Origin of the sequence: Rheinheimera marina (assembly GCF_042654345.1) — a bacterium.
GTDB lineage: Bacteria > Pseudomonadota > Gammaproteobacteria > Enterobacterales > Alteromonadaceae > Pararheinheimera > Pararheinheimera marina.
The window spans coordinates 63,119-88,834 of record NZ_JBHSGB010000015.1; the positions used below are offsets into that span (position 1 = coordinate 63,119).

Annotated in this window: 25 protein-coding genes; 14 read left to right on the forward strand and 11 right to left on the reverse strand. The window is 52.1% G+C overall.

Going from position 1 to position 25,716, the window contains the following annotated elements; translation table 11 throughout:
* Positions 1-32 precede the first annotated feature (32 nt).
* Positions 33-836 (reverse strand): histidinol-phosphatase, encoded by an 804-nt coding sequence (gene hisN, locus ACFO3I_RS15795; RefSeq protein ID WP_377335587.1) that lies wholly within the window; start codon positions 834-836, stop codon positions 33-35.
* A 91-nt stretch (positions 837-927) separates the two neighbouring features.
* Here hisN and ACFO3I_RS15800 point away from each other — a divergent pair, with 91 nt between their 5' ends.
* Positions 928-1,698, forward strand: a complete 771-nt coding sequence (locus ACFO3I_RS15800; RefSeq protein WP_377335589.1) for a DeoR/GlpR family DNA-binding transcription regulator — start codon at positions 928-930, stop codon at positions 1,696-1,698.
* Between the two features lie 16 nt (positions 1,699-1,714).
* On the opposite strand, the gene ACFO3I_RS15805 is transcribed toward ACFO3I_RS15800, so the two are convergent.
* Both ACFO3I_RS15805 and ACFO3I_RS15810 read right to left on the reverse strand, forming a co-directional pair.
* Positions 1,715-2,752 (reverse strand): patatin-like phospholipase family protein, encoded by a 1,038-nt coding sequence (locus ACFO3I_RS15805; protein WP_377335591.1) that lies wholly within the window; start codon positions 2,750-2,752, stop codon positions 1,715-1,717.
* Between the two features lie 39 nt (positions 2,753-2,791).
* On the reverse strand, positions 2,792-4,066 hold the full coding sequence (locus ACFO3I_RS15810) for an anti-phage deoxyguanosine triphosphatase (RefSeq protein ID WP_377335593.1): 1,275 nt from the start codon (positions 4,064-4,066) through the stop codon (positions 2,792-2,794).
* Positions 4,067-4,202: 136 nt separating this feature from the next.
* Between ACFO3I_RS15810 and ACFO3I_RS15815 the strand changes: the two genes are divergently transcribed.
* Both ACFO3I_RS15815 and ACFO3I_RS15820 read left to right on the forward strand, forming a co-directional pair.
* A complete protein-coding gene (locus ACFO3I_RS15815; protein ID WP_377335595.1) occupies positions 4,203-4,535 on the forward strand; it encodes a YebG family protein in 333 nt (110 codons plus the stop codon).
* A 349-nt stretch (positions 4,536-4,884) separates the two neighbouring features.
* On the forward strand, positions 4,885-5,037 hold the full coding sequence (locus tag ACFO3I_RS15820; protein WP_377335597.1) for a hypothetical protein: 153 nt from the start codon (positions 4,885-4,887) through the stop codon (positions 5,035-5,037).
* 85 nt (positions 5,038-5,122) lie between these two features.
* Here the strand turns inward: ACFO3I_RS15820 and ACFO3I_RS15825 are convergent, their stop codons facing one another.
* Positions 5,123-6,019 (reverse strand): LysR family transcriptional regulator, encoded by an 897-nt coding sequence (locus ACFO3I_RS15825; protein WP_377335599.1) that lies wholly within the window; start codon positions 6,017-6,019, stop codon positions 5,123-5,125.
* Positions 6,020-6,127: 108 nt separating this feature from the next.
* Here ACFO3I_RS15825 and ACFO3I_RS15830 point away from each other — a divergent pair, with 108 nt between their 5' ends.
* Positions 6,128-6,766, forward strand: a complete 639-nt coding sequence (locus ACFO3I_RS15830) for an NAD(P)-dependent oxidoreductase (RefSeq protein ID WP_377335601.1) — start codon at positions 6,128-6,130, stop codon at positions 6,764-6,766.
* A gap of 332 nt (positions 6,767-7,098) precedes the next feature.
* Complete coding sequence (locus tag ACFO3I_RS15835) at positions 7,099-7,935, forward strand: hypothetical protein (RefSeq protein ID WP_377335603.1); 837 nt, start codon at positions 7,099-7,101, stop codon at positions 7,933-7,935.
* A gap of 42 nt (positions 7,936-7,977) precedes the next feature.
* Here the strand turns inward: ACFO3I_RS15835 and ACFO3I_RS15840 are convergent, their stop codons facing one another.
* Positions 7,978-8,994, reverse strand: coding sequence for a hypothetical protein (locus ACFO3I_RS15840; protein ID WP_377335605.1), 1,017 nt, complete (start codon positions 8,992-8,994; stop codon positions 7,978-7,980).
* Positions 8,995-9,116: 122 nt separating this feature from the next.
* Complete coding sequence (sbcB, locus tag ACFO3I_RS15845; protein WP_377335607.1) at positions 9,117-10,586, reverse strand: exodeoxyribonuclease I; 1,470 nt, start codon at positions 10,584-10,586, stop codon at positions 9,117-9,119.
* 124 nt (positions 10,587-10,710) lie between these two features.
* On the opposite strand from sbcB, the gene ACFO3I_RS15850 reads away from it, so the two are divergent.
* The 8 genes from ACFO3I_RS15850 (at position 10,711) to ACFO3I_RS15885 (ending at position 19,544) form a co-directional block, all read left to right on the forward strand.
* Positions 10,711-11,307: a nucleoside deaminase gene (locus tag ACFO3I_RS15850; protein ID WP_377335609.1), complete on the forward strand. Its 597-nt coding sequence runs from the start codon at positions 10,711-10,713 to the stop codon at positions 11,305-11,307.
* Complete coding sequence (locus tag ACFO3I_RS15855) at positions 11,307-11,801, forward strand: DUF1543 domain-containing protein (RefSeq protein WP_377335611.1); 495 nt, start codon at positions 11,307-11,309, stop codon at positions 11,799-11,801. Before ACFO3I_RS15850 ends, ACFO3I_RS15855 begins: the two co-directional genes overlap by 1 nt.
* Before the next feature lie 357 nt (positions 11,802-12,158).
* Positions 12,159-13,103 (forward strand): endonuclease, encoded by a 945-nt coding sequence (locus tag ACFO3I_RS15860; protein ID WP_377335613.1) that lies wholly within the window; start codon positions 12,159-12,161, stop codon positions 13,101-13,103.
* Positions 13,104-13,217: 114 nt separating this feature from the next.
* Positions 13,218-14,237 (forward strand): isoaspartyl peptidase/L-asparaginase family protein, encoded by a 1,020-nt coding sequence (locus ACFO3I_RS15865; protein ID WP_377335615.1) that lies wholly within the window; start codon positions 13,218-13,220, stop codon positions 14,235-14,237.
* Between the two features lie 44 nt (positions 14,238-14,281).
* Positions 14,282-14,701, forward strand: coding sequence for a CBS domain-containing protein (locus ACFO3I_RS15870; RefSeq protein WP_377335617.1), 420 nt, complete (start codon positions 14,282-14,284; stop codon positions 14,699-14,701).
* Between the two features lie 106 nt (positions 14,702-14,807).
* A complete protein-coding gene (hrpA, locus tag ACFO3I_RS15875; RefSeq protein ID WP_377335619.1) occupies positions 14,808-18,689 on the forward strand; it encodes an ATP-dependent RNA helicase HrpA in 3,882 nt (1,293 codons plus the stop codon).
* 67 nt (positions 18,690-18,756) lie between these two features.
* Entirely contained in the window at positions 18,757-19,146 is a 390-nt protein-coding gene (locus ACFO3I_RS15880; protein WP_377335621.1) for a response regulator, read from the forward strand.
* Positions 19,147-19,244: 98 nt separating this feature from the next.
* Positions 19,245-19,544 (forward strand): PilZ domain-containing protein, encoded by a 300-nt coding sequence (locus ACFO3I_RS15885; RefSeq protein WP_377335623.1) that lies wholly within the window; start codon positions 19,245-19,247, stop codon positions 19,542-19,544.
* Between the two features lie 40 nt (positions 19,545-19,584).
* Here the strand turns inward: ACFO3I_RS15885 and ACFO3I_RS15890 are convergent, their stop codons facing one another.
* On the reverse strand, positions 19,585-20,154 hold the full coding sequence (locus ACFO3I_RS15890) for a YceI family protein (RefSeq protein ID WP_377335625.1): 570 nt from the start codon (positions 20,152-20,154) through the stop codon (positions 19,585-19,587).
* Positions 20,155-20,191: 37 nt separating this feature from the next.
* The gene (locus tag ACFO3I_RS15895) at positions 20,192-21,382 is read right to left on the reverse strand and encodes a class I SAM-dependent rRNA methyltransferase (RefSeq protein WP_377335627.1); all 1,191 of its coding nucleotides are present in this window, start codon (positions 21,380-21,382) and stop codon (positions 20,192-20,194) included.
* A gap of 100 nt (positions 21,383-21,482) precedes the next feature.
* Between ACFO3I_RS15895 and ACFO3I_RS15900 the strand changes: the two genes are divergently transcribed.
* The gene (locus ACFO3I_RS15900) at positions 21,483-22,487 is read left to right on the forward strand and encodes an NAD(P)H-quinone oxidoreductase (RefSeq protein ID WP_377335629.1); all 1,005 of its coding nucleotides are present in this window, start codon (positions 21,483-21,485) and stop codon (positions 22,485-22,487) included.
* A gap of 33 nt (positions 22,488-22,520) precedes the next feature.
* Here the strand turns inward: ACFO3I_RS15900 and ACFO3I_RS15905 are convergent, their stop codons facing one another.
* From ACFO3I_RS15905 to gltA, 3 genes are all read right to left on the reverse strand, one after another.
* The gene (locus ACFO3I_RS15905; protein ID WP_377335631.1) at positions 22,521-22,967 is read right to left on the reverse strand and encodes a SufE family protein; all 447 of its coding nucleotides are present in this window, start codon (positions 22,965-22,967) and stop codon (positions 22,521-22,523) included.
* Positions 22,968-24,176: an aminotransferase class V-fold PLP-dependent enzyme gene (locus ACFO3I_RS15910; RefSeq protein WP_377335633.1), complete on the reverse strand. Its 1,209-nt coding sequence runs from the start codon at positions 24,174-24,176 to the stop codon at positions 22,968-22,970. It abuts the gene before it with no gap.
* Positions 24,177-24,247: 71 nt separating this feature from the next.
* Positions 24,248-25,528, reverse strand: coding sequence for a citrate synthase (gene gltA, locus ACFO3I_RS15915; protein ID WP_377335635.1), 1,281 nt, complete (start codon positions 25,526-25,528; stop codon positions 24,248-24,250).
* Positions 25,529-25,716 lie beyond the last annotated feature (188 nt).

Consider the following 25,716-nt stretch of genomic DNA (forward strand, 5'->3'; position numbering starts at 1 on the left):
GTAAATCGAGCACAAAGCTGCATAACGAGACGTTACTGAGCATGACCCTGGTTGAGCACCGCCAGCACTTTGGCATGAAGTGTGGCATTTGCCGATGCAACAATGCAGCCACCAGACTCAGGTCTGCTGCCATCCAGGCAGGTGACAACACCACCGGCGTTTTTAATAATGGGAATAAAGGCAGCTATATCATAAGGTTGCAACGCATATTCAAGGCAAATGTCAATATGCCCTGCGGCCAGCATGGCCATGGCATAACATTCACCGCCGTAGCGTGTCATCAATACCTGTTCATTCAACTGGTCAAACTGGACCTGCGGGTGGCGCTTGATGGGTTCTGGCGAGGTGGTGTGTAAAATGGCGTTGGCCAGTTCTGTCACCTTGCTGCTTTGCAGGGTTTTGTCTCCTTGCGGTCCTTGATAAAAGGAACGTTCACCATCAGACCAGAACCGTTCTCCGGTCAGTGGCTGCGCCATCAAACCCAGCTGGGCACGGCCTTGATAATAGAGTCCAATCAATGTGCCCCACACCGGCAGGCCACATAAAAATGGTCTGGTGCCGTCGACCGGGTCCAGTACCCATTGCCAGGGGCCTGTGCCTGTAATACCAAACTCTTCACCGTGGATCTGATGCTCGGGGAACTGCTCTGCAATCAGTTGCCTCATGCTCAGTTCTGCTTGCCTGTCAGCCTCTGTTACCGGGTCAAAGCGAAAACCATCTTTGGGTTTGCTTGCAATCTGTAGGTTAGCCTTTTGACGAAAGCGGCTCATGGTTTGGTGTTCGGCGCAGTCGGCTAGCTGATGCAGGAAATGGGGGGCCACTGGGGATGATGTCATCACTGGATGCTCCTCGTTGGTCAGATAAGTTGCTGCACATCACACTGGCTGTTATGCTTCTTTGCACGATTAAGATGCTTTGTGCTCGATTATGATAGATTATGCTTCATTTCCGGACCAGCGGCAAGCGCTGATCCAACAACGGATCCAACAACAAGGGCGGGTGGTCTGCGTGCAACTGGCGCAGGAGCTACAGGTTTCCGAACATACCATCCGGCGGGATTTGCAGGAACTGGCCAGCCGCGGCATCTGCAAAAAGGTGTATGGCGGTGCTGTCAGTCTGGCCTTAGCCACAGGTTATTTTGCTGATCGGGTGGAGCAGCAAAAGGAGCAGAAACAAAAGCTGGGCGCCGCTTGTGCTGCTCTATTGCGCGACGATGCCTGCGTGTTTATTGACGTGGGTAGTACCAATCTGGCAGTGGCCAAAGCCATCAGTAAAGATAAACCCCTGACGCTGGTGACGCATGCGCCTGCTATTGCGCTGGAGTTGATGAAGTTGCCACTGGCCAAAGTGATACTGCTGGGTGGTACGTTAAATACCGCGATAGGGGCTGCTTTTGGTATTGGTACCTTGCGTCAGTTGCAGAGCATGTACTTTGATCAGTGCCTGCTGGGGGCCTGTTCATTGGACGTGCAAGCTGGGCTTTGCACCAACACGCTCGATGATGCTGAATTTAAGCAGGCCATAGTGCAGCAAAGCAGTGAAGTGCTGGTGGCGCTGACCAGTGACAAAGTGGGCACCATGGCCCGCCATCAGGTGATTGCGGCAGACGCCATTCACCAGTTGGTGCTGGAAGGCGAGGTGCCAGACAGCAAACTGCAGGCACTGCTGGATAAAAATATTCAGCTCTATCGGGTGTAGCGGCTGTGCTGGCGTGTCAGCGCAGCAACTCCAGCTGGTAATTGCCTTGCTTTAAATCCTCTGCCAGCTGGTGCGATTTTTCCAGCACTTCAGCCCAATAACTTAACCGCTGTGTGTCAGTCAGCTTGCTGAAATCTTTGCGGTCCGGAATTTTTTGCAGTGACAGCGATTGGACCCAACTGGTGCTGGGGCTGAGCAGCACGGTTTTGCTTAATAGCGGGCCGCGGCTGCGGCGCCATTTCAGGCTTTTATCAAACCAGCCTGGCACCAGGTAAGGGTAAAAATGCGGGTACAGGATCAGGCCGTCGGTGTCCAGTGGCAGGCTGATATGGTAATCCAGAATGCCGCCATCCAGATAAGCACCTTGTGGCAACCCGGCCGGGTCCAACACCGGATGCATCACCAACGGAATGGATCCAGACGCCATCAGGGCCGGTCGTAGTGTTTGCCGGGTCAGTGTCTGCAATTCGTGCGGCACCTGGGCAAATAACGACGGCTGATCTGGCGTGCTGAATACCACACGCTGATAAAACCTGTGCAGCAATTTCGGGCTCAACAGATTGGCGCCCGCAGCCAGCAGCAGCTGTTTCAGTTGCTGTCTGGGCTCGGGTCTGTGTGGTTGCTGCTGACGCGCTACAATCAGGTTCAGCTTGACCAGCGGGTTGTGCAGCACTTGGTCCACTTCGGCGTCAGTCGGGTAAATGGCGTCCATCACGGTGGCAGAGATGGACGTGATCAGGTCAATGCCGGCGTCTTTTGGGTAACACAAGGTGCTATACGCTTTGGCGAAGCGGTCTATCGCGCCGACCGGGTCCTGTTGGCTTAAGCAGCCAAAGCGCCAGGCTCCGGCTGAACTGCCAAGCAGCTGCAGAGGTTGTGTGCGGCCCTGAAAAAACTCGCCGGCTAAGTAACGGTCCAGCCCATACAACACAAACCATTTTGGGCCGCCACTGGCCCCCAGCATCAGCGAAATATCGTCGGGTTGAAGACCATGCTGGCTGATGCGGGTGAAGGCCTGTTGTCCAGCCTGCACCCGTAATGAAGAAGGTCGCACTTGAGATCCTTAAGTTGTTTTTTGCCTAGCCTTATGGCCTTAACTGCTAAATAGCTGTTGGTGCATGCGCAGCGCGTACTCGTCGGTCATGCCGGACACATAATCACAAATCACCCGGGCTTTGGCCTGTGCGTTGTCGGCTTGTTGCCAGCGTTTTTTGGTGTTGGCTGGTAAGAGCCGCTCGCTTTCACTGGCAAAGGCGTCGAATAAATCCCGCACTATACGTTGGCCTTTGTATTCGGCCCGCTGCACTTCGGGGGCGCAGATCACGGCGTCATAAACAAAACTTTTTAGCAAATTAAGCAGTTGCTGCTGTGCTTGCGGCAGGCGCGCGTTGTAGCGGATCAGCGGTTCGCTGGCTTTAGGCAAGCTGATGTAAAGCTCGACACTGGTGATCAGCTGATTCACTAAAGCGCCAATCGCATCTTTGCGGATATGATGTTCTGGCATAAATAATTTTTCACCAATCGCCACCAGTCCACTGGCCATTTGCTCAGTGAGCTGGCCGAGTTGAGGTTCAACCAATTGCTGCCAGTGCTGACGGGTGACAGTGCCTGTAACCACTGCATCTTCTAAATCATGCACGCCATAAGCGATATCATCGGCCAGTTCCATCACGGACGCATCCAGTGATTTGTGTACAGACTTTACATAGGGCGCTTTGCTCAGGCTTTCGGTGTGCTGAAACAGGGCTTTGTCGGCTGCGGACAAAGGCGCCAGGATCCAGTCGAGTAAATCGGCGTCATCCTGATAAATGGCTTTGACCGGTTTGACTGCCAGCGCGTTATCGTTTTGCAGTGGCGGCTGCACAATAGGGTATTTCAGCAAGCCCAATAAGGTGCGGCGGCTTAAATTCATGCCACCGCTGGCGGTATAGGGTTCCAGTTTGCCGACGATGCGCAGTGTCTGGCCATTGCCTTCAAAACCACCGAAGGGCAGCATGCAGGCATTCAATGCTTTTTCGCCGCCATGGCCGTAGGGAGGGTGACCTAAATCGTGTGCCAGACAGAGCGCTTCCATCAGGCTGTCGTCACTGATCAGGCTGCGAAGCTCCGCTTCCTCTTGCTGCACTCTGAGCTGAGCCACCAGTGCTGTGCCTATTTGGGCCGCTTCAAGGCTATGAGTTAAGCGGGTGCGATAGAAGTCGTTCTGACCCACACTCATGATTTGCGTTTTGGCCTGCAGGCGACGAAAGGCGGCCGAATGCAAAATTCGGGCTCTGTCCCGTTGCCATGGCGTGCGGTGATCATTGGGCCTTTGACTGCCTTCTGCCAACCTGCGCTCTGCCCACTGCTCTGATACCAGAGTCGACATACTCTTCCCCTGAAGCGTTTTTTCTTATGCTAAGGCAAAAGCGCTGTGGCTGGAATGAAATATTTGCGGAAAAATACTGGACAAATAACCAGTGTTAACTGTATAAAATTACAGTCAATTAACCAGGGGGTGTGCGATGCCAGTCATTACGAAATACATTGTTGAACGAAACGGAGTAGAAAAGATGACCTTTAGCAGCAAAACAGAGGCCGATGCATATGACCGTATGCTGGACCTGGCTGATGAGCTGTTTGTCGTGTTGGGTCAAAGCCAGTTGTTTAACGATGAACGTCAACAAGATGATTTGGCGCTTTATCTGGCAAAAAACAAAGATGGCTTATTAGCCTGCCTGAATCAGAAAACCAAAGCGGCCAAAGAAAAACCAGCCAGCAAAGCAGCGGATGCCGATAAAGCGAAAGACAAACTGGCGGTAGTGGCGGCGGATGCCGACGAAGCGCAGGCCGCCTGAACCAGGTAGCAGCTGAGCATGTACTGCCTGCTGCTTTGAGTTATCTCAGCTAATTAAAGTGGTTATTTAATGCGCTGCATAAAAAAGAGCTAAAACCGCTGATAATCTCGTTTTTATGCAGGGCTTGTGCATAAGTTACTCATTCTAGCTAGTTTAGTTGCTGGTTTTTAGCTGGCGGATTTTATGAATGGTGCTTTTACCTGAACGGTGGCTGATTTTTTCTCTTGGCATTTCATTAAATAAACTAATGCGAAGTTGCAATTTAATTCGTTGGTCAGCTGGCTGAATTTTCAGCACAATAGCCACGTTTCCGGATGAAACTCCTTACTCAGACTAAACGAGGTTGGCTATGAACACTTTGAATACCACAGTTGAAACAAGCAATGCTACTCACGCTTCAGAGCGTCGCGTTACTGCTCTGCTGCTGGTTCGTCGTCTCAATGCTTTGCTGGCTAAAATGGGCCAGGCTCTGAACCTGAGTGGTGCGGTTTATCTGAAATAATCCCCTTTTGCGCGCAAGCGCAACTTGTTGCTGAAAACCTGTTTTTTGCCGGGCTCTGATGCCCGGCTTTTTTTTATTCAATTTTTCAGGCCTGGTTGCCCAGGTGCTGGCGTAAAAACTCGACAAAAAGCCGTACTTTCGCTGGCCTGTGGTCACCAGGCGGATACACCAGATAAATGCCGCCACTTTGCAGTTGCCAGTCGCCTAACAGTCGCACCAGCTTGCCTTGTTCCACCAAAGGCATGGCGCTGTAATGGGTCAGCACACCCAAGCCAACTCCCTGCAGGACCAGCGCACTGACGGCTGCTGAGCTGCTGACGCTAAAACGTGATTTCATCAGTTGTTGCAGCACTTGCGCACCTTTTTGGAAAGTCCAGAGCAAGGGGGATGGCAACAAACTGAAGCTGACAAAGGCATGGTCAGCTAAATCGCCCGGTTGTTTCGGTGGCGGCTGGCGCTGCAAATAGGCCGGGCTTGCCACCAGCCACTGTTCGAACTGGCCAATACGCTGGGCTTTTTGGCTGGAGTCTTTTAACCAACCCACCCGAACGGTTAAATCTATGCCTTCTTTGATTAAATCTTTTACCTGATCACTGCTTTTTAATTCGATATGCAGCGCCGGGTGTAAAGCGGAAAATTCGGCCAGCAGCGGGATCAGCACTTCACGGCAATAGTCCTCAGGGGCGCTGATGCAGAGGCTGCCAGCCAGCTGCTGCTCGCCTTGTTGTACTGACCATAATTGTTGCTGCAAATTGCTGATCAGCGGCGCCGTTTGCTGGTACAGCTGCTCACCTGCAGCCGTCAGGCTGACTTGCCTGGTGGTGCGACGAAACAATTGCACACCGAGTTGCTGCTCCAGTGCCTTAATTTTCAGGCTGACTTTGGTTTTAGTCAGACCCAGCTGCTCCGCGGTCGCTGTAAAGCTGCGGTTGCTGGCGAGTGCAAAAAATACCGGCAGGGCGTTGAGATCCAGCTGTTCCATGATGTAATTGTTTTAAATTTGATAACAGTGAATTATGTGTTTGGCTATTTTTTAAATCAATAAAAATCCGGACAATGACTGCAATTCAACCATCAGTGGAGAGTAACGATGAAAATTGCATTAATTGGCGCCTCAGGTTTTATTGGTTCAGCGATTCGTTCAGAAGCGCTGGCACGTGGCCATCAGGTGCTGGCGCTGGTCAGTAACCCTGCCAAATTGACTGCCGAGCCAGGTCTGACGGTTCAGGCGGTTGATGTGTTTGATACCCAGGCGCTGACGGCGGCACTGGCTGGAGTTGACTTGGTGATCAGTGCCTTTAGCGGTCACAAAGATGCAGATGTGGCAGGCTACTACCGTCGTGGGTTCGACAGTATTCTTACCGCGCTAAAAGCTGCTGACGTTGCGCGTTTATTGGTGGTCGGCGGCGCCGCTTCGCTGCAATTGCCGGATGGCAGCACCCTGATCGACAGCCCGAATTTCCCGGCGGAATACCGTGGCAGTGCAGAAGGGGCTATTTACGCGTTGCAGCAGCTGAAGGCCGAAACAGCACTGAGCTGGAGTTTCCTGTCGCCTGCGGCTGAAATTTTCCCAGGCGAAAAAACCGGTCAGTTCCGTTTAGGCAAAGACCAGTTAGTGATGGACGCCGCAGGGCACAGCCGTATTTCCAACGGTGATTACGCGGTGGCCATGCTGGATGAGGCAGAGCAGAGCGCTCACCTGAACCAACGTTTCACTCTGGCGTATTAAGTGGTCCCCCGCAGACCGCTTCATTGGTCGATGCGATTAGATCAGGCTCTGTGCTGCCATTGCAGTCAGAGCCTTTGTCTGTGTTGTCTTTGTGTTCTATGCCTGCACTTCCCTTTCGTTTGCATGCCCGTCTTTGCCAGTTGTAAGGGTTGATTTGCCAGTACAGCTGTCAATGGCACCGGAGCGGCCAGACCTGTCCCTTTACTGGTTAGTGCTTAAATAGGGACTAGACAGCGCTGGTAGTACCAGTGTAGTGTTTGATGTGTGAGCAACGGCCAGGCAGTGGATGCAAGTGCTGGCGGACTATCAAGAAAACAAGGAGAGTGTGACCAATGTTAACGCAGATCCCTAAAGATCTACCCCTGTTTTTTGCGCTGTCAGCTGCGGCCGCCATACTCGTCTATGGTTTCACCGGAATGAATCTGGACATGCGCCCCAGCTCCACGTCGGCGCTTGGTATGATTTTCATTCCACTGTGGTCATGTATAGCTGCTGTTATTGCTTATCTGCTGGGATACGTCATTCGTTTTGTCTGGCGGACTCAGTTTACGGAGCCTGCTGTTCAGCCTTGGCATGGCAAAGTGCTTGCTGTCATGCTGGGGGGCATTATGCTTTGCAGTGCGTTAATGGCCTGGTATTCAGTGCAAACTTATGAAGAAGCCGCAAAGCCCAACCTCGTGACCTATAACGGTGAGCTGGTGCCTCAGTATCAATCCAGTAAGCTTGCTTTGGTCAGAACCTCCACCCCGGTGTATGGACGTGATCAGCAAGCAGAACCCATCCAATGGGGCGAGAATCAGACGCTGTTGTCAGTCCACAATGCGGATGTTGAACTGCGCGACAGTGCCTCTAATCTGCAGGCAACCGTCTCTGTGCAAGAGTTAGACTATGTTACTCAGTACCAGGCGGCGCGAATTAAGCTGGCTGGTTTTGTCGAGCCGGGACTTGTCATGCTGATCGATGGCCGCGCAACCGGGAAGCGTTCATTGCTTGTGGTACTCACTCCGGATTACAAGGTATTTATGCGCTTCATGGTTGAGCGCTACTGGCCATTGCAGTCCAGTGCGTTAGAAATCCGCCTGGATCCGGTTGATGGGGAAGTGATCGCTGTTGGGGCGGCCGCGCAGGAGAAACTGCTGATAAGTTTAGGCTCAGCCGGCGCCCGCTGAATTGCGGCGCCGGCTTTGGCTTTTTGTGCCAACAGGGCCATGTCAACCACCTGTTTTTTTCTTTTCTGTGCTGGTTTTGTTGCCCGTTTCTTCTTTCAGTTCTTCCAGTAAATCATCGACCGGCTGAGTGACGGGTTTGACTTGCTGTTTGGCTTTTTCTGCCGCTTGTTTTTTTGCCCACTCCTGCGCTTCTTTTTGCAAAGTAGCTTTGTCTTTCACCGGCTGTTGTTGTGCGGCTTTGACATTGGCAGCAGCGCGGGCTTTGGCCTCGTCCAGTTGCTTTTTCAGTGCTTTGGCTTGTTCCAGTTCTGCGGTGGTTTTGCCGGTAAATTGTTTGACCACATCATCGTCGGTAGGAACTGCTTCCTGTACCATTTGGTTAAAGCGCTGCTTAGGTGCAGCCAGTAGCTCTTCCTGGCCAGCTTCGACTTTTTGCTTAATTTCCTCAATCGGGTCTGGCACCTGGTCTTTAATTTGTTGTTCCAGCACATTTTCGACAGAGCCGCCGGATAATGCCGCTTCTGCCAAGGCGGCCTGATCGCCTTCCAGCCCTAAATAGCTGATGGCACCACCTATGGCTTTTTGTTTCAGCTTATCCGGACTGGTGTAGTCGACTAAATCCTTTGGCCAGCTGGGAACCACGGCACCGGCTGCGCTGTTAACCGCTTCGGCAAAAATCTCCGTTTTGCCGCCAGACACCAGCAGTATTGCCATTTGGTTGTGCTCCGAGTTCCAGACAAAACCGGCTTTTTCTGCCAGATGAGGTAAGGGGGAATGTTCGGAGGTGACGAAGTACAAAGGCCCTTGTACCTGTAGCGCTGTGGCGGTGTACAACAAGGTGGTTGCGGTACGGTAATTGTCTTCACCCATCAATGCGACCATGCGGTCTTTAATCAGTGGGTTGTCAAACAGCTTCACGTCCAGCGGGTTAAAACCCACCAAAGGTCGCAACAGTTCGCCCATCAGTTGCGCCTGGCTGGTCATTAATAAAGCCGGCGCAAAACAACCGGTTAACAGAAGAGCGGCACAAAATACTTTCAGTTGACGCAGCCATTTCATCGCGAATTACCTGAGCTGTGGAATTGCTGCGCAGGCTAGCAGAACAGCATGAAACTGGATAGTGGCTGAGCCCGGAATTTGTGTGTTTATTAACCTGGCTCACAGGGAGGGAAGACTTCGTCTTACAGACTTTGCGCGTATTGATAAAGCGCTTTTAGAATGGCCATTTTCTTGCTGTCGTCACCCACCTCATGCGCCAGGTTTTCCAGCTGTAACCCAAAGTCTTCAAAGGTCAGGTTGGGTTTATCCAGGCCATGCTGCAGTTTATCGGCACGGTAACGTTGCCAGCGCTGCTGTTCCTGATAGGTCAGGGTGCTGGGGTAGTTGCGGGCGCGGAATAAAAACAGCAGCTGGTTTAACCGGTCTTCGCTGAATAAAACCGGCGATGCCGCCAATTGCTCGGCGCTCATCTGGTGCAATTGCAGCCTCAGTTTGCGGTCGCTGTCGCTGACAAAACCGTTGTACAACTGATAATCCGGGTTGGTTTCATCTTTGTAGTCATTCGGCAACTGGTACAGTTCAACCACTTTGTTTTGTATGTTGGTCTGGTGCTGACGTAAAAAATCCAGATGGCGGCGACAGGCGCCGCGGTCAATGCCCAATTCATCTGCCCGTTGCTCGGACAGTGTTTTCGCCGGAGCGAGCACCGGGCATTTATTCAGATGGATCAGTTTCAGGCCAAGCCGCTGTTGGTCGGGTGCCAAATCTTCCGTTTTGGTAAACAACAGCTGCTGGACTGACGCGAGGTCCAGTTCCAACAATGGGCTGGGGTCTGCTTGCAGGTTCCAGACGATCACTGCGTTTTTATTGGTTGGGTGCCAGGCCAAAGGCACTATCCAGCTGGCGCAGCCCTGCAGAGCCGGCAACCGGCCAGACACATGCACCAAAGGCATCAGGTTGACGGTGTCGAGCAGCGCGACCAGCTCGGCTTTTTTGCGCAGTGAAAACAAATAAGCGAAAAGTTTTGGTTGGTGCTGTTTAATCAGCTTCGCCATCTCAATGGTGGCGTAGACGTCAGACAGCGCATCGTGCGCCCGTTGATGGCCAAGACCATTGGCTTTGGTCAGCTCTTCGAGTTTAAAACTCGGGCTGCCGTCCGCCCGCTCTGGCCAGACAATGCCTTCAGGGCGCAGTGCATAACAGGCGCGGACTATGTCAATTAAATCCCAACGGCTGTTGCCGTTTTGCCATTCGCGGGCATAAGGGTCGATAAAGTTGCGGTAAAAGCTGTACCGCGTCACTTCATCATCAAAACGCAGGCTGTTATAACCAAGCACACAACTGCCGGGCTCACTGAAACGGGTGGCAATACGGCGGCAAAACTCCAGCTCGGTTAATCCACGTTGGTTGCATAATTGTGGCGTCAGCCCGGTGATCAGCGCCGCCTGCGGGTGTGGCAGGTAGTCCGGCGCTAATTGGCAATACCACATGTCAGGTTCGCCAATTGGGTTCAGGTCCAGGTCGGTACGGATACCGCCAAACTGAGCCGGACGGTCTTTTTTCGGGTCTGCACCCCAGGTTTCATAATCGTAAAAATAAAGGGAGGCTGGCTGGTTCACTCTGCGTAGCTTATCGTTATCGGCTTGGTCCATTGCCGCTCAGTCTAACAGTAACAGCCAAGGGCGTCATGTTTGCTGTGGCCACGCCCGGCAGAAAATTCACTTGTACCCGCGTACGCCTTGCGGTAAAAGGTCCGGCTAATTGGAGGCTAAATCAATGAATAAAATTCCCTTTGTTGCAACACCAGGCCAGGCCGTCACGGTTGAACTGCCGGAGTGGGTGGCTGAGATCATTGACTGGGACAAAGTGTACCGCTCGGATGAAGAAAAAATGGCGTTGGCCATTGAGCTGTCGAAACAAAACGTGCTGCGTGGCACTGGTGGTCCTTTTGGTACCGCCATTTTTGACCGCGCATCCGGCTTATTGGTTGGTGTTGGCGTTAACCGTGTGGTGCCGCTGACCAACAGTACGTTACATGGTGAAACCGTAGCCATTATGTTGGCGGAAAAAGCGTTGGGGGCTTTTACTCTGGCGGTGGATACTGGCCGTGAGCTCTTTACTTCTTGCGAGCCTTGCGCCATGTGCATGGGCGCCGTGCTGTGGAGTGGTGTTAACCGGCTGGTCTGTGCCGGTGCAGCCGAAGATGCTCGCGCCATAGGCTTTGACGAAGGTCCGGTATTTGAACAGTCGTATGACTATTTAAAAAATGCCGGTATCGAGGTGGTGCGCCAGTTTATGCGTGCTGACGCAAAAGCTGTGCTGGATCACTACAAAGATTCAGGTGGCCGTATTTATAACGGCAAGGAGAGCTGATGCTGTATGTGGTGATGTTGGGCGGCAAACACCCCAAAGCCAATATTGAAGTGCACGATGTGGTAGTGGTGGCAGGCGACAGTCTGGAAAGTTGTTACCCACGCTTGCGCGAGCTCTGGTTTGGCAGTCTGGCTGGTATGCATATTGACAGCTGGCTGGCTGTGGATGGCATAGAGGGCTATCAGCTGCGTTTGGAAGATAATCCACCGGAAGCAGGGGCACTGAAACTGTTTTTGCTGAACTACGGCGGCTATCTGCCGGGCAATTTTGGTGAAGAACACCAGTTTGTGTTGCAGCTGGCGCATGACAAAGCCGAAGCCAAAGCGCTTGGCAAAAAGCGCTACCCACCACTGTGGGACAAGCCCCATACCGATGCGGTGATCGACATTGATGACTGCCTGGCGATTGAACAGGTGGATGGCAAGTACCTGCATTTAGTGGTTGGCGCCCATGCTGAGCTGGTGCAGCAGTCGGATTATCTGGTATTGGCGTAGCATCAGACGATGCTCAGCAACTCAAATAAACCGCGCACAATCTGGCATTGATTTTGCGCGTATCTGACCACGAAGCTGCATAGCGGTAGTAGCTGATGTTCCTTTAGAAGCCAGAATAACTGGTAACCCTCATTGCACAGCCTCAGATTAACGTTTTACAAAATTAAATTGATTAAATATTTAATAAAATCAATTTATTATACTTTTGTGTAAACGGTCGGATAAATTTAGTCGTTCGCAAATAATTCTGTTATCCAACTAAAAATCGACTGGAGCGTCAGGGTTGTTTATGTAAAATAGCTAGCTTCAGCTGTTTTTGCAGTGAAATGATTGAAATAGCAAGTAAAGGGTTGTCAGGTGTATTTTTGGTTTGTAGTGGTTCTAGGGTTCAGCGCCTGTGGTTTGTCGGCAGCGCCTGCCAGTTTTGAAAGTGCAAAAAAAGTGGCAAGCCGGGTTTATTCGGCTGAAAAACAAGAGTTTTATTGTGGCTGTGCCATTCGCTGGCAAGCGGGCAAAGGCACACCGGACTTAACCAGCTGTGGTTACCAGGTGCGGAAGAACGGCCCACGTGCCAGCCGGATTGAATGGGAACATGTGATGCCGGCGCAACAATTTGGCTCGCCACTGAGTTGCTGGCAACAAGGCGGCCGCAAGCAATGCGCGGCCAAAGATCCTTTGTTTCAGCAGATGGAAGCCGACCTGTTTAACCTCAAACCTGCCATTGGCGAAGTGAACGGCGACAGGGCGCATTACCGCTTCGGCATGTTGCCAAATGCGAAGGCCGCTTATGGCCAGTGCCCGGTGAAAATTGATTTTCAGGCGCGGTTGGTGGAGCCCAGGGCGCAAATTCGCGGTGATATTGCCCGCATCCATTTTTACATGGCCGATAAATACGGCATTGTGCTGGCCAAAGCCCAACAACAGCTGTTTATGGCCTGGCACCAACAAGACCCGGTTGATGCTGCAGAGCTGCAGTTACAACAACGTATTGCGCAGCAAATGGGGCATGCCAATGAATTTGTCACGGGTAAAAAACACTGGGTGCTGAACTACCAGGTCAGCCGGTTTGGCCTTGTTGGCACGGCCATGCGTTCGGTAGGTGTCAGCCCGGCTTCCTCGGCATCAGCTTTTGTTAAAGGGAATAAAAACAGCAAGTTGTACCATCTTAGCCATTGCAGTGGTTATGGCCGGATTGCGGAGCGCAATCAGGTGATATTTGCGTCTGAACAGCAGGCCCGTGATGCCGGTTTCAGCCTGGCGGGCAACTGCAAAGCCATCGCTGGCCAGTCAGCAGGGGATTAAAAAAGCCAGCTGGCTTTAGCGGCGCCGGTTGTGAATTTACCGTGATCGGCTTGTCGTTGGCGAATCACTCAGGTACAACATCAGCATGCCTGAATTAAATCAACGAGATACCCTATGAAACCTTTACTGCTCGCTGCTGCCTTGTTGCCTTTCGCCAGTCTGGCAGCGCAGCCACCTATTGCCATTGTGATCCATGGCGGCGCTGGTACCATCCAAAAAGAGCAAATGTCAGCGGCCCAGGAGCAGGCCTATCATGCCACGCTGAAACACGCGGTAGAGCAGGGCTATGCGGTGCTTGAACAAGGTGGCAGCAGCCTGGACGCCGTCACCCAGGCGGTGCTGGTGCTGGAAGATTCGCCGCTGTTCAATGCCGGGAAAGGGGCTGTCTATACCTATGATGAAACCCATGAACTGGATGCCTCTATTATGCGTGGTGATACGCAGGAAGCTGGGGCTGTTGCAGGTGTAACTACAGTGAAAAACCCCGTGTTACTGGCCCGTGCAGTGATGGAAAAATCTGAGCATGTGATGCTCTCGGGCAAAGGTGCAGAGCAATTCGCCGCCGAGCAAAAACTGGAGCTGGTACCCAACAGCTATTTTGATACTGAATTTCGCTATGAAGCGCTGAAAAAAGCCAAAGCCAGTATGCAAAAGTTACCACAGCAAGCACGAAATTTCCGTTTGGAAGCTCCCTGGCAACCGGCTTGGAATATGGGCACCGTCGGTGCTGTCGCTATTGATAAAAGCGGCAATCTGGCTGCCGCCACCTCAACCGGCGGTATGACGGCCAAACGTTATGGCCGCATTGGTGATGCTCCAATCATAGGTGCGGGTAACTATGCAGATAACCAAAGCTGTGCAGTGTCAGCCACTGGACATGGTGAGTTTTTTATCCGTTACCGGGTAGCTTCCGACATTTGTGCCCGGGTGAAATACCAGGGAATTAGCGCCGCTAAAGCTGCGGATCAGGTGATCCAGCAGGAGCTGGCAAAAGTGGGGGGGACAGGTGGTGTGATCCTGATTGACCGCAAAGGCAACGTCAGCTGGAGTTTTAATACCGAAGGCATGTACAGAGCCCGCAAGGTGCAGGGAACCGAGGCCGTTACCGAAATTTTTAAGGACAGTTCCTTTTAGTCGGCTACGCTTAATATGTTGCCAGTCAACATGTTGAGGGAGTTATGGACTTACTGAAAGTAGCTGATCATATGAACCGTCATCCCGCCACGTTCAACCGGGAAATGTCGGTCGAAGAAGCGGTAAACAAGCTGATTATTGCAGAGCAGTTGGGTGGACCAGTGGTGGACGCCCAAAAGAAAGTGATAGGTTTTATTTCGGAGCAGGATTGTCTGGCGCGTATGTTGTCCGACACCTACCACCTGGCGCAAAGTGCAACAGTGGGTGATGTGATGCGGGCCGACGTGCTGACCGTGAAGTCTTACGACGGCATTGTCGACTTAGCGCAAACCATGTTGCAGGCCAAACCTAAAATTTACCCTGTGGTGGATGATAACGGCCTGCTGCTGGGCGTGATCAGCCGCTCTGACGTGCTTAGAGCCATCGATCTGGAACTGCACGCACATTACAAAGCCGTCAGTTAGGCGCGCTTTCGAAAAAATTGGCGCAGCAGAGGTACGCTGCGCCTTGTTCTGACTGGATCTTCCCCCTCTGAACTTGATAGCATGACGGCCGTATTTAAAGAGGACCATGCTGTTGACTGTTTCTATTTCCGCGCTTGCTCAGACCATTCCCCAATCTTTACTGAAAGATCAGTTTAAATTTCGTCAGGCACTGAAACGCATTCCAGCTGATGCGTCGCCGGAGCAGCAACAGCAGCAGTTAAATCAACTGGCTGAACGTATTGAAAAATCAGTGCAAAGCCGCGCCTTGCGGCAAGCCGCTGTACCGCGTATTCAGTATCCGGCCGAGCTTCCTGTGGTTGGCAAAAAGGACGAAATTAAACAGGCCATCGCGAAGCATCAGGTGGTGATTATTGCCGGTGAGACAGGCTCAGGCAAAACCACTCAAATTCCGAAAATTTGTCTGGAGCTTGGCCGTGGTGTCGCTGGTTTGATTGGCCACACCCAGCCCCGAAGGCTGGCGGCCCGTTCAGTGTCAGCACGGCTAGCGGAAGAGTTGTCGGTGGAACTGGGGCAACAAGTTGGTTTTAAGATCCGCTTTGGTGACCACACAGCGCCAAACACCTTGGTCAAACTGATGACAGACGGTGTGCTGCTGGCGGAGATCCAGCAGGACAGGTTCCTCAATCAATACGACACTCTGATTATCGACGAAGCGCACGAGCGCAGTCTGAATATCGATTTCTTGTTGGGTTATTTACGCCAGTTACTGCCCAAACGGCCTGATCTGAAAGTCATTATTACCTCCGCCACCATTGACCCTGAGCGGTTCTCCAAACATTTTTATGACGCGCCCATTATTGAAGTGTCTGGCCGCACCTACCCGGTAGAGGTGCGGTACCGGCCTGTGGCTGAAAATGACGACAAAGACGCCGATCAGCTGCAATCCATTTTCGACGCGGTGCAGGAGCTTTATCAGGAACCTCCCGGCGATATTCTGATTTTCTTAAATGGTGAACGCGAAATTCGCGACACCGCCGATGCGCTCGACAAACTCAAGCTGCCTCACACTGAAGTATTACCGCTGTACGCGCGCTTAAGTGCGGCAGAGCAAAACCGTATTTTCCAAAGTCATGCTGGCCGGCGTATTGTGCTGTCGACCAACGTGGCGGAAACCTCGCTGACAGTGCCGGGTATTCGTTATGTGATAGACCCGGGGACCGCCCGTTTATCACGCTACAGCTACCGCTCCAAAGTGCAGCAATTGCCGATTGAAGCGGTCAGTCAGGCCAGTGCAAACCAACGGAAAGGCCGTTGTGGCCGTGTGGCTGCCGGTATCTGTATTCGTTTGTACAGCGAAGACGATTTTATCAGCAGGCCGGAATTTACCGACCCGGAAATTCTGCGCACCAACTTGGCATCGGTCATCCTGCAAATGCTGGCTTTAGGCCTGGGGGATATCCATGCGTTTCCTTTTATCGAGAAGCCGGACAGCCGCTTTATTAATGACGGCGTCAAACTGCTGGAAGAGCTCGGTGCGCTGAAAACCGGCGGGGGTGTCAAAGCGCTGCAGCTGACCGAAACCGGTAAACAGTTGTCGCGGTTGCCGGTAGACCCTCGTCTGGCGCGTATGGTGCTGACGGCGGCGAAAACCGGCTGTTTGCAGGAAGTGCTGGTGATTGTGTCGGCCTTGTCTATTCAGGACCCACGCGAACGTCCGTTGGATAAACAACAAAAAGCCACCGAGCTGCACGGCCGCTTTGCCGACAATGACTCTGATTTTAATGCCTGGCTGAACCTCTGGGCCTATTTGCAGGAACAGCAGGAGTTGTTGTCGAACAACCAGTTCCGCCGGCTATGCAAACAGGAATTGCTGAATTACCTGCGGGTACGCGAATGGCAGGATCTGTACGGCCAGCTCAGTCAGATTTGCAACGAACAGCAATGGGGCTTTAACCAGGAGCCGGCCAGTTATCAGCAAACCCATAGTGCGTTGTTAAGTGGTTTATTGGGCCAGGTCGGCAGTCGTGATGCGGAAGCCGATTACCTGGGCCCGCGGCAAAGCCGTTTTTATGTGTTCCCGGGCTCTGGCTTATTTAAACGCAAGCCTAAATGGGTGATGACGGCTGAACTGGTGGAAACCTCCAGACTCTATGCGCGTTCCGTGGCCAAAATAGAACCTGAGTGGATTGAGCCTCTGGCCCAGCATCTGGTGAACCGCAATTACAGCGAACCCCACTGGGAAAAGAAAAAAGGCGCGGTGGTGGCCTTTGAGCAGGTGTCCTTGTATGGCCTGATCATTGTGGGCCGCCGACCTGTGTTGTACAGCCGGATTGACCCCGCTGTCTGTCACCAGATTTTTGTGCGTGAAGCGCTGGTCAATCAGGAGTTGGGCCTGAATGAAGGCTTTTTGCAGCACAATCAGCGGCTAATTGACGAAGTCACCGAGCTGGAAGAGAAGTCACGCCGTCGTGACATTCTGGTCGATGAAGACACGTTGGCGGCCTTTTATGCAGACAAAATTCCAGTGTGGGCGAATAACCGCATCGATTTTGCCAAGTGGTGGAAAGAGGCCAAAGCCAAAACGCCGAAGTTACTGCATTTTGACCCGGAACAGCTGCGTCGTCATGATGCGGCCGATGTCACCAATGACAGATTTCCGGAGTTCTGGCGCCAGGGCAATCTGACCTTACCGCTGGATTACCATTTTTCGCCGGGCGCGCCAGATGATGGTGTCAGTTTACTGGTGCCGTTATCGCTGCTGAACCAGTTGGAAGACCGCGGCTTTGACTGGTTGATCCCAGGTTTACGTCACGATTTATTGGTCGCGCTGATCAAATGCCTGCCTAAGCAGTACCGGCGCAATTTTGTACCTGCGCCCAATTACGCGGATGCGTTGCTACAAAGTATTCAGCCAGAAGACGGTGCTTTGCTCGAGGTAATGACCCAGCGGTTAAAACGGATGTCCGGGGTGACCATTCCGGACGACGCCTGGCAGTTGGCGGAACTCGACACTCACCTGAAGTTCAATTTCAAGGTGGTGGACGATAAAGGCCAGACCATTAAACAAAGCCGCTCTTTGTTGCTGTTAAAGCAAGAATTGCAAGGCAAAGTGCAGCAAAACCTCAGCGAAGTGGCCGAGCAGGGTATAGAGCAGGAGGAACTCACCCAATGGACCTTTGGTCATCTGCCGCGTGAATACGTCAAACTGCAGGCCGGTTATGAAATCAAAGCCTATCCGGCTCTGGTGGACGATAAACATTCGGTGTCCATCAAACTGCTGGATAACCCGGAACAGGCGAAGAGCCAGTCCAGGTTTGGCTTGCGTCGTTTGTTGCTGCTGAACGTGCCCTCGCCGGTCAAGTACCTGCAGGAGTCCTTACCCAACAAAGCCAAACTTGGGCTCTACTTCAACCCCTTTGGTAAGGTGCTGGAGTTGATTGACGACTGCATTGCTGCGGCGGTTGACCAGTTAGTGGCTCAGCAGCCCTGGCCTGAAGATGAAGCGCAATTTCTGGCGCTGAAGGAAAAAGTTCGGGCGGACCTGGGTGACGCTGTGGTCAAAATAGCGCTCAAAGTGGAGCAAATACTGACGCTGTCGCACGATATTCAAAAGAAGCTGAAAGGCAAAGTAGATTTAAAGCATGTGCAGGGGCAGGGCGAAATTAAACAGCAGCTGGACGCGCTGGTGTTTAAAGGCTTTGTCAGCAGCCACGGCGCTGAACGACTGGACCATGTGCACAGGTATTTGCAGGCTTTGCAAAAGCGGCAGGAGAAACTGCCGATAGACCCGCATAGGGATCGGTTAATGTCGCTGGAATTCGCCAAAGCCGATGAAGCCTACAAGAACCTGTTGGGGAAATACGCAGGCCGGGTGGTTCCAGAACCTGTACTTGAACTGCGCTGGATGCTGGAGGAACTTAAAGTGTCTTTATTTGCTCAAACTTTAGGCACTCCATATCCGGTTTCGGTCAAACGTATTCTATTAGCGGTTAATGAGTTGAAGTAACGGCTTGGCAAAAACAGAAACAGCTTTTACACTGAAACATCATGGAGTTGTAGTGGCGAGGAATGCTATGGATCAAATCAGACGTAAACAAGTAATGGTGGTGGATGACGAAGATTTTATGCTGCGTTATCTCGACAGTAGTTTGTCACCTTATTACCAGCTGTACTACGCCAAAAGCGGCACTGAAGCTCTGCAACTGGTGCTGGAAACCAAACCAGACCTGGTGTTGATGGATATCTGCATGCCAGGGCTGGATGGACTGGATACCTGCCGCTTATTAAAAAATGCCCCCGAGACCTGCCACATTCCCGTGCTGATGATGTCCGGCATGGACAGAATGCAAGATGAAGTGCACGCACTGGACGCCGGTGCCGATGCTTTTGTCAGTAAACCTCTGCATGTTCAACAGGTTCACTCCTTAATTGACGATTTGCTGTTCAGCTACGTACATAAATAAGGCTTTACAGCCATCCTGCACTTGTCTATAACAGGGCTAGTTAGTAGAGCGAACACTTTTTAATCTCCCGCAATCCAACTCGCTCTCAGGTGGAGACTATGCTCGGACAGAACGATAAGCGTAATTACTTCCGTATGATGGTAAATTCCCAGGTGCAAATTATGGTCACGGATCCGGAGACGGGCCGGATGATTGATGGCATCTGCCGCGACTTAAGCTCGACAGGTATGTCGCTGGAAGTGGATGAACCACTGGAAATGGGCATTCTGCTGTTTATTAAGATGGAAACCAACAACCCCAGTATTCCGCCGCTGTCAGCACATGCCCGGGTGGTGCGTTGTGCGCAGGAGCACGAAGATTGTTATCAGCTGGGCGTACAAATCGTAGAAATGAATTAAAAAAGGCGCAGTATACTGCGCCATGTTCAGGTGGTTCAGATCACTGTGTTAAGTTCACACTGAAGCTGACTGGTACCAGTGGGCTGATCACTTTCAGACCCGCCAGTTCACGTAGCTTTTCAATGCCAGCATCCAACTTAAATTTGGTCAGGTCCAGCATGACAGGGGCTGTGTTATAGACCAGCAATTGTTTATCCGACAATTTCACCACTTGCAGCGATGTGCTGAGGGTCTGGCTTTGTGCCAATAACGTCAGATCCAGCGGTTGCTGCACCGTCAGCGTCTGACCCACTTTCAACGCCGATACTTTGGCCATATCCACTTTGGCTGTGGCCGTGATGGCAGCAAAATCTTTGCTTAGCAGGGTGTACTGCAGAATACGCTCGTTGCGAAGTGGAATATTGGTTTCAATGCCGCTGACCGGAATAGAGACCTTCAGCTCGCCAGCGTCAGATAAAGAACCTTGCAGCTGCTTAAAATGATGGGTTTCGGCCACCAGCTCATTTTTTACAGAGACAAAAGACAAGCTTGAATTCTGGCTGTCGACTGACCAGTCAGCCAGTGCAGAAAAACTCAGGGCACAAGCCAACACAGATACCATCTTCTTCATACAAATCTCCTTTTTTGTCAGCAACCGGCTGACACCATTAATAAATTTTACAGACCAATCCCTTCAGATAATGACCTTCAGGGTAGAAACTGGCAATAGGGTGATCGCTGGCCTGACTGAGCTTTTCGATAAACAGACAGTCACGGTGTGCATCCAGTGCCGCATCGGCGACAATTTTCTGGAACAACATCTCGTCCATCAGGCCTGAACAGCTGAAGGTCAGCAACAAGCCGCCTGGTTTCACAATTTGCATCGCGACCCGGTTAATGTCTTTATAGCCACGGGCGGCACTCATCAGTTGCGCTTTGCTGTCGGCGAATTTCGGTGGGTCCAGGATCACCATATCAAACTGCTTGCCTTGCTCTTTGTACTGGCGCAGCAGCTTGAATACGTCCTGTCGGACATTGGTCAGCTGGCTAAGGTTCAGTGTATTGAGCTCAATATTTCGTTCTGCTGTTTTCAGTGCCAGCTCCGACATATCGACGTTGGTGACATGATGGGCGCCTGCTTTCAGGCAAGCTGCAGCGAAGGTGCCGGTGTAGCTGAAGCAGTTCAGCACATCTTTGTCTTTGGCATAGCGGGCGGCGGCAGCACGGGAGTCGCGCTGATCCAGATAAAAGCCGGTTTTATGGCCATTGATTACATCGACGATAATTTGCTGACCATGTTCCAGCATCACCACTTCGCCGCTTTCACGTGGCAGGTGTAACCAGCCGGTGACAGGCTCCAGGCCTTCTTTTTTGCGCACATCAACGTCTGAACGTTCGTAAATGCTGTAGCCCGGGAATAACTCAGTTAGGGCTGTGACCAGGTCGCTGCGGAACTTGTCGGCGCCGGCAGACAACAGCTGACAGACCAGCACGTCGTTGTATAAGTCGATAGTGACGCCTGGCAGGCCGTCGGATTCCGCCGCCACCACGCGCAGACCATTGGTCTGGCTTAAATCGAACAGGTCTTTTCGCACCGACCAGGCGCGCTCAATCCGGCGCTTAAAAAAGGCGGCGTCGATGTGTTCCTGCTGGTCAAAGCTCCAGATCCGAACGCGGATTTGTGAATCCGGAGAATAGGCACCACGGCCCAGCCACTGACCATCATTCGACAGCACATCAACCGTTTCGCCTGATTTAGGTTTGCCTTGCACGGTTTTCACCGCTTTGGAAAATACCCAGGGATGACGACGTTTCAGCGATTTTTCGCGGTCGGCTTGTAAAATGATGCTGTGGCTCATAGATCTGGTCCGGTAAGTTAAAAGGCCGTCATTTTAGTGAAGCAATGGGCAAAGCTAAAGTAAAACCATAAGCACAGCAGTTAAATACAAGGAATTACCCATGGAAAACCTTAGCATCCCGGCGCAAATGCGCTGCATTGAGGTAAAAGACCCAGGCCAGTCCAGCACATTACAGCTAAGCGAAAGAGCAGTGCCTGCATTGCAGGCAGGCCAGGTGCTGGTCAAAGTGGCGGCTGCAGGGGTCAACAGGGCCGATTTATTGCAGCGCCAGGGCTTATACCCACCACCACCGGGTGAGTCGGATATTTTAGGGCTGGAAGTGGCTGGCACTGTGGTCGCTGTGGCCGATACGGAGCAGCAACACTGGCTCGGGCAGCAGGTGTTTGGTCTGGTCCCGGGCGGTGGTTATGCCGAATACGTGGCGTTGCCTGCCGAACATTTGATGAAAAAGCCGGCGCAGTGGAGTTTTAGTGAAGCGGCAGCCTGCGCTGAAGTGTTTTTAACTGCCTTTCAGGCCATGACGCAAGTAGGGGATTTACCAGCACAAGGGCGTTTGTTGGTGCATGCCGGCGCAAGCGGAGTAGGGACTGCAGCCATCCAGCTGGGCAAGTTATTTGGGGCCACAGTGGCGGTGACAGTCGGCTCGGCAGAGAAAGCCAGGGCCTGTCTGGCGTTAGGCGCCGATTTCGCAATTAATTACCGCGAGCAGGATTTTGTCGCTGAGCTGAAGCAACAGCTTGGCGCGGGCTTTAACCTGATCATCGACCCGGTTGCGGCAGATTATCTGAATAAAGATTTGCAGCTGCTGGCGCTCGACGGCCAGATCGTGGTGTTGTCGATGTTAGGTGGCCGGTATGCGAAAGAGCTTGATATGGCGCTGATGCTGAAAAAACGCGGCCAGTTGCTCTGCTCAACACTACGCAACAGAACTGACGCTTATAAGGCGCAGCTGGTGCAGCGTTTTATCGAGCGTTGTGGCGACAATCTGGGAGAAAAACTGCAGCCTGTGGTCGCACAGAGCTTTCGCTTCACCGAAGCTGAGCAGGCGCACCGCCTGCTGCAAAGTAACGCGGTGGTCGGCAAACTGATGCTTTGCTGGGAATAATCTTTTTTTTTGACCGGACTGAAAAGGCCGGTTTCAGAGTCCGGCCTGACTGCGCACGCGTTCTAACACGGCATAAAGACCATTATTGCGCGATGGGCTCAGGTTTTGTGCCAGCTGCAGCCGTGCTAATAACTGCTTAGCAGTGTCAAATTGCAGCTCTGCTGCGCTTCTTCCATTGAGCTGACAAAGTAACAGGCTGGCCAGTCCTTTGATAATGCGGGCATCGCTGTCAAAAGCCCAATAGTGCAGGCCTGTTAGTGGGTCTTTCTGATGCAGCAGCCAGAATTGGCTTTCACAGCCCTGAACTTTCAATTCATCGCGTTTTAATTCGTCCGCAAAGGCGGGCAGCAGTTTGCCCAGCTGCATCAGGCTGCGGTATTTTTGCTGCCAGTCGGTGCTTTGCAGTAGCTGAGGCAGCTGTTGCTGCAAAATCGTCTCCAGCCCGGTGGCGTATTCTGTAAAGATATCTTGTCGGACCACTTAAAAAAACTCCGGTAATTTCTTCAGTATGGCGATAACTTGCGCAATTTCAGCGTTGGTTGTGTAACCTGCCAGCGACAATCGCACGGCGCCATTGCAATTTAAGTGCTGAAACAGCGGCATGGCGCAGTGACTACCGGCCCTGGCTGCCAGCTTAAATTGATTCAGCAATTCAGCGACGTCCGCAGGATGCTCATTTTTCAGGTTAAACAGCAGGATACCTGCGTTGAGATTTGACTGTGACAGCAGCTCAATCTGGGGTATTTGCATACAGGCTGCATAAAGCTCAGTGAGTAACTGGGTTTTATGCAGTTTCAGCCCGTCGAGGTCCTGCTGTTGCAGCCAATTGACCGCAGCGGCCAGGCCAATGGCACCGGCCATGTTTGGCGTGCCGGCTTCCAGCCGATAAGGCAGCGCTGCGAAACTGACTGTTTCCAGGCTGACATGCTGGATCATCTCACCGCCACCGAATAAAGGCTTCAGTTGTTCCAAAAGCGCTGTTTTGGCGCAAAGCACACCTATCCCAGTCGGACCATAAAGTTTATGCCCTGAAAAAATATAGGCGTCTATGTCGAGTGCTTGCAGGTCGGGCTGTTGCCAGACCACGCCCTGAGCGCCGTCGACCACCACCAGAGCGCCCGCCGCTTTGGCCAGCTTGATCATCGGCTCCATTGGCTGAATATGGCCGAGTGCGTTCGACACCTGCGCAAAGCTCACTACCTTGGGTTTACGCTGCAGCAACCGCTGATAGGCGTCTAAATCCAGCCGGTTTTGCTGATCTAAGGGCACAAAATCCAGCTCAATACCGGCCGATTTGGCATGCAGTTGCCAGGGTACCAGGTTGGCATGGTGTTCAAGCACCGTCAGTAGCACCCGGTCGCCTGCGTTCAGCACAGTGCCTGTCAGGCCGAACACCAGCTGATTAAAGGCCGCAGTGGCACCACTTTGGAAAATAACCTGATGGCTGCTCCCTGCATTTAAAAATTGCGCTATGGTGCGGCGCGACTGTTCAAACGCCTGAGTGGCGAGTTGGCTTAAATAATGGGCAGAGCGGTGCACGTTGCTGTTCTGGGTCAGATAAAACTGCTGGATGGCTTCAAGCACCACGGCAGGTTTTTGCATGGTGGCGGCATTGTCCAGGTAAATCCAGTCTGGATGCTGGCGGAAATAGCCAAATTCTGCCCGGAATAACTCAGCGGAAAAAGTCACGTGTCAGACCCCTGAAAACACAAAGGCCGGATTTTAACATCCGGCCTTTGTAATGCTAAGTGCTTTCTGACTTAGTCTTTTTTCACGAAGTCACGCTGCGTGTAACCTGTGTACAGTTGACGTGGGCGACCAATTTTGTGGCCTTTGTCAGACAGCATTTCGTCCCAGTGAGAGATCCAGCCAACAGTACGGGACATGGCGAAAATCACGGTGAACATGCTGGTTGGAATGCCAATGGCTTTCAGGATGATACCTGAGTAGAAATCGACGTTCGGGTACAGTTTCTTCTCGATGAAGTACGGGTCTGACAGCGCAATACGCTCCAGTTCCATTGCTACATCCAGCAGAGGATCTTTAATGTTCAGTTCTTTCAGCACGTCATGGCAGGTTTCGCGCATCACTTTGGCACGTGGGTCGAAGTTTTTGTAAACGCGGTGACCGAAGCCCATCAGACGGAAGCTATCGTTTTTGTCTTTGGCACGAGCCACAAACTCTGGAATGCGGTCCACTGAACCGATTTCCTGCAACATTTTCAGACAAGCTTCGTTAGCACCGCCATGTGCAGGGCCCCACAGTGAAGCGACGCCAGCAGCGATACAGGCATAAGGGTTAGCACCAGAAGAACCGGCTAAACGTACGGTAGAGGTTGAGGCGTTCTGCTCGTGGTCCGCGTGCAGCATGAAAATGCGGTCCATGGCTTTGGCCAGAGTCGGGCTGACTTTGTAGTCTTCAGCCGGTACAGAGAACATCATGTGCAGGAAGTTTTCTGCATAGCTCAGGTCGTTGCGTGGGTACACGAACGGCTGGCCAACAGTGTACTTGTAACACATAGCTGCAATAGTTGGCAGCTTGGCAATTAAGCGGTGAGCAGAGCGTTTACGCTGCTCTGGGTCGTTGATGTCCAGATCCGAGTGGTAGAACGACGACATAGCGCCAACTACACCACACAGCATAGCCATTGGGTGCGCGTCTACACGGAAGCCCTGGAAGAAAGCTAATAATTTTTCATGCACCATGGTGTGGCGGGTGATGGTGTGAACAAACTGCTCATATTCAGCTTTGCTTGGAACTTCGCCTTCCAGCAACAGGTAGCAAAGTTCTAAATAGTCTGATTTTTCAGCCAATTGCTCAATAGGGAAACCGCGGTGCAGTAATACGCCATTATCACCGTCAATGTAGGTGATTTTTGATTCACAGGAGCCGGTGGCCATAAAGCCTGGATCGAAGGTGAAGTAACCGTGTTGACCTAAAGTGCGGATGTCAATTACGTCGGTGCCAGCTGAGCCAGAGTAGATAGGGAGCTCGATAGGGCCCTGGCCTTCGATCTGCAAGACAGCTTTTTTGCCTGTCATTGGATTTCTCCTGTTTTTTAATTGGGTTGAACCTTTATCGCGGCTATTCTAACGTCAACCGCAGAGTAAAAGTCAATTTTAATGCGTGAATGCATAATAAGTATTCGACTCTGGTCGTATTGCCTGATTTTCTACATCCGTTAGGCTAAATGCATTGATCTTTTCTATAACTTGATGCAGCGGGTTTA

Bases quoted from the DNA above. Each gene is read 5' to 3' on its own strand.
- hisN (WP_377335587.1), bottom strand. From the start codon at position 836: ATGACATCATCCCCAGTGGCCCCCCATTTCCTGCATCAGCTAGCCGAC.
- ACFO3I_RS15800 (WP_377335589.1), top strand. From the start codon at position 928: ATGATAGATTATGCTTCATTTCCGGACCAGCGGCAAGCGCTGATCCAA.
- ACFO3I_RS15810 (WP_377335593.1), bottom strand. From the start codon at position 4,066: ATGTCGACTCTGGTATCAGAGCAGTGGGCAGAGCGCAGGTTGGCAGAA.
- ACFO3I_RS15815 (WP_377335595.1), top strand. From the start codon at position 4,203: ATGCCAGTCATTACGAAATACATTGTTGAACGAAACGGAGTAGAAAAG.
- ACFO3I_RS15820 (WP_377335597.1), top strand. From the start codon at position 4,885: ATGAACACTTTGAATACCACAGTTGAAACAAGCAATGCTACTCACGCT.
- ACFO3I_RS15825 (WP_377335599.1), bottom strand. From the start codon at position 6,019: ATGGAACAGCTGGATCTCAACGCCCTGCCGGTATTTTTTGCACTCGCC.
- ACFO3I_RS15830 (WP_377335601.1), top strand. From the start codon at position 6,128: ATGAAAATTGCATTAATTGGCGCCTCAGGTTTTATTGGTTCAGCGATT.
- ACFO3I_RS15835 (WP_377335603.1), top strand. From the start codon at position 7,099: ATGTTAACGCAGATCCCTAAAGATCTACCCCTGTTTTTTGCGCTGTCA.
- ACFO3I_RS15840 (WP_377335605.1), bottom strand. From the start codon at position 8,994: ATGAAATGGCTGCGTCAACTGAAAGTATTTTGTGCCGCTCTTCTGTTA.
- sbcB (WP_377335607.1), bottom strand. From the start codon at position 10,586: ATGGACCAAGCCGATAACGATAAGCTACGCAGAGTGAACCAGCCAGCC.
- ACFO3I_RS15850 (WP_377335609.1), top strand. From the start codon at position 10,711: ATGAATAAAATTCCCTTTGTTGCAACACCAGGCCAGGCCGTCACGGTT.
- ACFO3I_RS15855 (WP_377335611.1), top strand. From the start codon at position 11,307: ATGCTGTATGTGGTGATGTTGGGCGGCAAACACCCCAAAGCCAATATT.
- ACFO3I_RS15865 (WP_377335615.1), top strand. From the start codon at position 13,218: ATGAAACCTTTACTGCTCGCTGCTGCCTTGTTGCCTTTCGCCAGTCTG.
- ACFO3I_RS15870 (WP_377335617.1), top strand. From the start codon at position 14,282: ATGGACTTACTGAAAGTAGCTGATCATATGAACCGTCATCCCGCCACG.
- hrpA (WP_377335619.1), top strand. From the start codon at position 14,808: ATGCTGTTGACTGTTTCTATTTCCGCGCTTGCTCAGACCATTCCCCAA.
- ACFO3I_RS15880 (WP_377335621.1), top strand. From the start codon at position 18,757: ATGGATCAAATCAGACGTAAACAAGTAATGGTGGTGGATGACGAAGAT.
- ACFO3I_RS15885 (WP_377335623.1), top strand. From the start codon at position 19,245: ATGCTCGGACAGAACGATAAGCGTAATTACTTCCGTATGATGGTAAAT.
- ACFO3I_RS15890 (WP_377335625.1), bottom strand. From the start codon at position 20,154: ATGAAGAAGATGGTATCTGTGTTGGCTTGTGCCCTGAGTTTTTCTGCA.
- ACFO3I_RS15895 (WP_377335627.1), bottom strand. From the start codon at position 21,382: ATGAGCCACAGCATCATTTTACAAGCCGACCGCGAAAAATCGCTGAAA.
- ACFO3I_RS15900 (WP_377335629.1), top strand. From the start codon at position 21,483: ATGGAAAACCTTAGCATCCCGGCGCAAATGCGCTGCATTGAGGTAAAA.
- gltA (WP_377335635.1), bottom strand. From the start codon at position 25,528: ATGACAGGCAAAAAAGCTGTCTTGCAGATCGAAGGCCAGGGCCCTATC.